The sequence below is a fragment of the Inquilinus sp. OTU3971 genome, assembly GCF_038440215.1.
The window spans coordinates 1-3370 of record NZ_JASATH010000363.1 but is presented as its reverse complement, the minus strand read 5'-3'; the positions used below and the strand labels follow the sequence as shown (position 1 = coordinate 3370).

Annotated in this window: 4 protein-coding genes; all 4 read left to right on the top strand. The window is 72.8% G+C overall.

Annotated features, from left to right (window positions below; all coding sequences use genetic code 11):
* The first annotated feature begins 318 nt into the window (after nucleotides 1–318).
* The 4 genes from AAHM41_RS39610 to AAHM41_RS39595 all read left to right on the top strand — a co-directional run bounded on the left by AAHM41_RS39610 (nucleotide 319) and on the right by AAHM41_RS39595 (nucleotide 3015).
* A complete protein-coding gene (locus tag AAHM41_RS39610; RefSeq protein WP_342242144.1) occupies nucleotides 319–630 on the top strand; it encodes a DUF883 family protein in 312 nt (103 codons plus the stop codon).
* Between the two features lie 7 nt (nucleotides 631–637).
* Nucleotides 638–1084 (top strand): hypothetical protein, encoded by a 447-nt coding sequence (locus AAHM41_RS39605; RefSeq protein ID WP_342242143.1) that lies wholly within the window; start codon nucleotides 638–640, stop codon nucleotides 1082–1084.
* Between the two features lie 144 nt (nucleotides 1085–1228).
* On the top strand, nucleotides 1229–1843 hold the full coding sequence (locus tag AAHM41_RS39600) for an MlaC/ttg2D family ABC transporter substrate-binding protein (protein ID WP_342242142.1): 615 nt from the start codon (nucleotides 1229–1231) through the stop codon (nucleotides 1841–1843).
* A gap of 32 nt (nucleotides 1844–1875) precedes the next feature.
* The gene (locus tag AAHM41_RS39595) at nucleotides 1876–3015 is read left to right on the top strand and encodes an adenylate/guanylate cyclase domain-containing protein (RefSeq protein ID WP_342242141.1); all 1140 of its coding nucleotides are present in this window, start codon (nucleotides 1876–1878) and stop codon (nucleotides 3013–3015) included.
* Nucleotides 3016–3370 lie beyond the last annotated feature (355 nt).

The following is a 3370-nucleotide window of genomic DNA, read 5'->3' as shown; positions in this document are numbered from 1 at the left end:
GGGGGGGGGGGGGGGCGCGCCCCCCCCCCCCCGCCCCCGGGCATCTCGGCCCTCACCGGCGGCAACGCCGCGACGGGCGCGCTGATCGGTGGCGCCGTGGGCGCGGTCGGTGGCGCGGCGACCAGCTGCCGGACGATCAATCTCGGCGGCCGTTGCTGAGCTCCGGGCTGACGGACGATACCAGGCGCCACAGTTTCCGGCGCCTGGTTTGAGGTTATATCGATCGGGGACAGAATCGCCTCTGTCCCCGTTTGCTTTTGTGGCGCGCCTCATCCGCGCCATCATCGGCCCGCGCAACCAATGGAGCGAGGAACAGACATGGCCACACGGAACCTGGACCAGGAGCTCGACACGCTGCGCGCCGATCTCGGCAAGATCCGCGACGACATCGCGGCGCTGACCCGCACCCTGGCCGACACTGCCACCGCCGAGGCCAAGGCCGGCGGCGCCAGGCTGAACGAAGCCGCCCACGCCGCCAAGGAACGCGCCCAGCGCCTTGCCGACAGCGCCCGCGCCCAGGGCGAGGAGGGGATCGCCGCGCTGGAGCAGCGGATCGAGCAGAACCCCTTCACCAGCGTCCTCGTCGCCTTCGGCGTCGGCCTTGTCATCGGCAAGCTGCTGGACCGCTGAGGCCGGCGTGAAGACCGACCTCGGCGCCGCCCTGCTGGGCGCCCTCGCCGCCCGTCAGCGCCTCCGGCTCGGCCAGGCGCTGCGCCGGGCCTGCATCGCCGCGGCGCTGCTCGTGGTCGCCCTGGTGCTGGCGGTGATCGCCCTGGTGCTGCTGGCCTGGTCCGGCTTCTACCTGCTGCTGCCGAAGCTCGGCCCTGCCGGCGCCGCGCTGGTGGTCGGGCTTGTGGTGCTCGGCCTCGCCGCCATCGTCGCCCTGATCGGCATCCTGGCCGGCCGCCGGCCGCGCCGCCACGCCCCGGGCCCCGCCTCGGCCGCCGGGGCGGGGCTGGAGGGCGTCGCCGCCGGGCTCGGCCTGTCCGCCGCCAAGGCGGCGCCGAAAGCGGCGCTGGCGGCGCTGGTGATCGGCATCGCGGTCGGGGCCCTGCCCCTTCTGGGGGGACGCAAGCGCGATTGAGGGCTGTTTTGGAGGATCGGACAGCTTGCCTCATGACCGCCGCTGCGTTTCGTCTATAATCCGCCCCTGCCTCTGTTGGGGGGCCTCGGCCTCCGGGCCGGGCAGGCGGCAGACCGGTATCCCAGAACAACAACGAGTTCAGTGATGATCGACAGACGGACGGTGCTGACCGCGGGCGCCATGGCAACGGCTTCGCTGCTGCTGGCGGGGCTGACGCGACCGGCCTCGGCCCAGGCCGACGGGGCCGCGGGCTTCATCGACGACATGGCCAAGCGGGCGATCGGCATCCTCCAGGCCGGAGGCGCCGCGACGGCGCAGGGCAAGGCCGAGTTCACCCGGATCCTGAACCAGGGCTTCGACCTGCCGACCATCGGCCGCTTCGTGCTGGGCCGCTACTGGAACAGCGCCACGCCGCAGCAGCAGGCGGAATACATGGACCTGTTCGAGCGGATGATCGTCGAGACCTATTCGCGGCGGTTCCAGAACTACCAGGGCGAGACCCTGGTGGTGAAGGGCACCCGCGCCGTCGGCGGCAGCGACACGCTGGTCGCGACGGAGATCCGGCAGAAGGACGGCCCGCCGATCCAGGTCGACTGGCGGGTGCGCCAGGCCGGCGGCGGCTACAAGGTGGTCGACGTCATCGTCGCCCGGGTCAGCATGAGCGTGACCCAGCGCGACGAGTTCGCCTCGGTGATCGCCCAGAACGGCGGCAACGTCGACGGGCTGCTGCAGGCGATGCGCCAGCGGGCCGGCGGCTGATCCGCCGGAACTCCTGACCGGGGATCAATGCGGTGGCGGACGGCAGGGACGTCGCGGACTGGCTGGTGGCCGAGGGTCGGCTGCTGACCGACCCGGTGGCGCTGGTCGACGCGTTCTGCCGCCGCCTGATCGCCGCCGGCCCGCCGCTGCAGCGGGTGCGGATCGGCCAGAGCATCACCCACCCGCTGCTGAGCGCCTGGGGCGTGATCTGGACCCCGGCCAAGGGCGGCGAGGAGTATGTCATCGACCGCAAGGTGCTGGCGACCAGCACCTTCGTCGGCAGCCCGTTCGAGGCAGTGATCCGCAGCCGGCAGCCGCTGCGTCGCCGCCTCACGGGGCTGGGCCCGGACGATCACGGCGTGTTCCATGAGGTGGCGGCGGCCGGCGGCACCGACTATGTCGCCGTGCCGATCGTCTACGGCAACGACACGGTGCAGGTGGCGAGCTTCGTCACCGACCGGCCCGACGGCTTCGGCGACGGCGAGGTGGCGCTGCTGGAGCGGCTGCGCCATCCGCTGGCGGCAGCGATGGAGCCGACCGCCATGCGCCGCTCCGCCGCCAGCCTGCTGCGGACCTATCTCGGCATCGGTCCGGCCGACCGGGTGGCGGAGGGCGCGATCCGCCGCGGCGACGTCGTCGCGGTCGAGGCGGCGATCCTGTTCGTCGACATGCGCGGCTTCACCGCCTTGTCCGAGCGGCTGACCTCGGCCGCGGTGCTGGCGGTGCTGGACCGCTATTTCGAGACCGTCGCCCAGGCCATCGTCGATCGCGGCGGCGACGTGCTGAAGTTCCTCGGCGACGGCGTGCTGGCGATCTTCCCGGTCGAGCAGGCCGGCGGCGCCGCGGCCGCCTGCGACGCCGCGGTCGGCGCGGTGCGGGCAATCCGCCGGGGCCTGGCCGCCGGCCCCGACCCCGTGGCCTTCGCCGCGGCGCTGCATCTCGGGCCGGTGCTGTACGGCAATATCGGCAGCCCCGACCGGCTGGACTTCACCGTGCTGGGACCGGCGGTCAACCTGACCAGCCGGCTGGAAGGCCTGGCCAAGCAGCTCGACCGGCCGACCGTGTGCTCCGAGCCGTTCCGGCAGGCCTGGGGCGGGGCGGCCGAGCCGCTCGGTGCCCACCCGATCCGCGGCCTGGCCGGCCCGCAGCCGGTGTTCGCGATCGCGGCGTGATGGGCGGGCAGGTGAGCGCTGCTGTCCCGATCTCCCCCTCCCCTGCGGTAGGGCTACCGGATTCACACATCGTTGAAGTGAGCTTTTTAAGTCCCCCTCCCCTCGCGGGAGGGGGCAGGGGGAGGGGGTTTTCACCATCAAGGCCGGCCTGAACTCTGACGCTTCGGCCATGACGACAAGCCTGTCCTCTGCGCATTCGCGCGCGGACGCGCGCAGACCCCTCCCCCACCCCCCTCCCGCAAGGGGAGGGGAGTGTGGAAGGCTGCGCTCGCGAATGCTGAGGGTTGGTGAAGCGGTGAATTCGCCGGCGGCTCACCCCGTGTCCGGCGGCTTGGGCTGGCGGCGGCCGGGAGCG